Genomic DNA, 2,775 nt, shown 5'->3' with positions numbered 1-2,775 from the left:
TATAAAATTTAACAAAATATAGCAATATAAACGGATTAGATTAGTTGACTAATGTAAAAAAATAATATAATATATAAAGTATTGTGCAATAAAAAATACGTAATAAAGAAAGGAAATAATCAAATGCTACAAGTTACTAATGTTGGACTTAGATTTGGTGATAAAGAGTTATTCAAAGATGTTAACTTAAAATTCACTAAAGGTAATTGTTACGGGATAATAGGTGCTAATGGTGCAGGAAAATCAACTTTCCTAAAGATATTAGCTGGAGATATAGAAGCAAACACAGGAAGTGTATCTATAACAGAAAAAGAAAGAATGTCAGTTTTAAGACAGGACCACTTCAAATATGAAGAAGATACAGTTTTAAATGTTGTTATAATGGGACATGCAAGACTTTATGAAATAATGCAAGAAAAAGATGCATTATACATGAAGCCAGACTTCTCTGAAGAAGATGGTATAAAAGCTGCTGAACTTGAAGGTGAGTTTGCTGAACTTGACGGATGGGATGCAGAAACTAATGCAGAAAGATTATTAATGGGTCTTGGTATAACTAAAGACATGCATTACAAGCAAATGAAAGAATTAACAGGTGGAGAAAAGGTTAAAGTATTACTTGCTCAAGCATTATTTGGTAAACCTGAAATACTAATAATGGACGAACCTACAAACCACTTAGACTTCCAATCAATAAACTGGTTAAACAACTTCATAATGGATTTAGAAGATTCTATAGTAATAGTTGTATCACAYGATAGACACTTCTTAAACCAAATATGTACAAACATAGTTGACGTTGACTTTGGTAAGATACAAATGTACGTTGGTAACTACGACTTCTGGTATGAGTCAAGCCAATTAGCATTACAACTTGCTAAAGACCAAAACAAAAAAGCTGAAGAAAAAATAGCTCAATTAAAAGAGTTCATCGCAAGATTCAGCTCAAATGCGTCTAAAGCAAAACAAGCAACATCTAGAAAGAAACAATTAGAAAAGATACAAGTTGAAGAAATACAACCATCTAGAAGAAGATATCCATATGTTGGATTCACTCCTGAAAGAGAAATAGGAAATGAAGTTTTAGAAGTTGAAGGATTAACTAAAACTGTAGATGGTGTTAAAGTATTAGACAACGTATCATTCAGATTAGATAGAGAAGATAAAGTAGCATTTATGGGAGACGAAATAGCTATAACTACTTTATTCAACATATTAATGGGAGAAGATACTGCTGATAGTGGAACATTTAAGTGGGGAGTTACAACTTCTCAAAGTTATCTTCCTAAAAACCACAACCAATACTTCGATGGTATAGAATACTCATTAGTTGACTGGTTAAGACAATACTCTGAAGAAAAGAGTGAAAGTTTCATAAGAGGATTCTTAGGAAGAATGTTATTCTCTGGAGAAGAAGCTTTAAAAGAAGCTCAAGTTTTATCTGGAGGAGAAAAAGTTAGATGTATGTTATCTAAGTTAATGTTATCAAATGCTAACGTATTAGTTTTAGATGACCCAACTAACCACTTAGACCTAGAATCTATAACTTCTGTAAACAAAGGTTTAGAGAAGTTCCCAGGAGTATTATTATTCAACTCTCATGACCAAGAGATGATACAAACTCTTGCAAATAGAATAATAGAGATAACTCCAGGTGGAATAATGGATAGAAAGACTACTTTAGAAGAGTATCTTGAAAACAAAGATATACAAGCTAAGTTAAAAGAAATGTATGCACTTCAAAATGCATAATTTATAGATAATAATAAATACCTTCTATATTAGATAAGCTAAGAAACATTAATATAATGCTTATTAAAATATAGGAGGTATTTTTATATTGATTTACTTTATAGGTGTAAGATATAAATTTCTTGAATTAAGCCACTTAATAATATTTCCTATAACTTCATCCTTATTTATTTCATTTAACATTTCATGCCTACCACCATCATATAGTACGCAATCAACATCTTTTATACCAAGCTTAATNNCTATTTTCATATTTAAATAATAGMTATATTTTCTTTATAATATATGATAAAATAGATACTATCATTCTATATTAAAAATAATATTTATATTGTAAATAAAGAAGGAGAATAATATGAGAAGAGTAGATGTGATGAGTAAAAGTGCAACTTTAGTGACAATGATAAGTATTGTATATGCTCTTATAGATATGAAGTTAATATTTTTAGCACCTATACTAACAATATCTATACCTTATAGATTTTTAAAAGATAAAGAAGATAATAAATATGTTAAAAATAGAAAGACACTAAATAATTTATTTTTATTTAACTTAATCGTATTTATAGGTGTATGTGCTGTAACTAATAGAATTAGTTCGGATATATTTGAAATAATAGCAAATATACTTATAACATTTGTTTACTTTAGAGTATTATGTGCCATAGAAAAAAAGAAAATGGAAGTATACTCAAATCCTAAAAAAGTATATGATAAAATAACTAAAAAGATAGATGCATTAGAAATGATGTATAAACAAACAGAAGAGCTTATGAAAAATTCTGAAAATGAAAAATCAAGAAACTCAATGGAAGCAAAGCTAACTACTATAAAATATAAAATAGATGAATTAAAAAGACAAGCATCAGTTATAGAACAACAAATAAAATCTAAAAATAATAAAAATGATGTTAATTAATAAATGATTAGGATACAAAAACCTATGAAATGAACGATACTAAATAGTTTATTTCATAGGTTTTTTATTATTAATATTTATTTTGTATTTAAAATATAGTTAAT

At 27.6% G+C, this 2,775-nt stretch carries 2 protein-coding genes; both read left to right on the top strand.

The genetic code is table 11. The features are described from left to right. Nucleotides 1–123: 123 nt before the first annotated feature. Nucleotides 124–1,752: an ABC-F family ATP-binding cassette domain-containing protein gene (locus G3997_RS06280; protein ID WP_296644556.1), complete on the top strand. Its 1,629-nt coding sequence runs from the start codon at nucleotides 124–126 to the stop codon at nucleotides 1,750–1,752. A gap of 355 nt (nucleotides 1,753–2,107) precedes the next feature. Then, entirely contained in the window at nucleotides 2,108–2,671 is a 564-nt protein-coding gene (locus G3997_RS06275) for a hypothetical protein (protein WP_296644553.1), read from the top strand. The last annotated feature ends 104 nt before the right edge of the window (nucleotides 2,672–2,775 follow it).

It is taken from the genome of Romboutsia sp. 13368 (assembly GCF_018336475.1).
In the GTDB taxonomy this organism is placed as follows: domain Bacteria; phylum Bacillota; class Clostridia; order Peptostreptococcales; family Peptostreptococcaceae; genus Romboutsia.
This window is presented reverse-complemented; position numbering and strand designations above follow the sequence as displayed.

What these genes read in the sequence shown, in the direction of transcription:
- G3997_RS06275 (WP_296644553.1), top strand. Translation starts at nt 2,108, where the DNA reads ATGAGAAGAGTAGATGTGATGAGTAAAAGTGCAACTTTAGTGACAATG.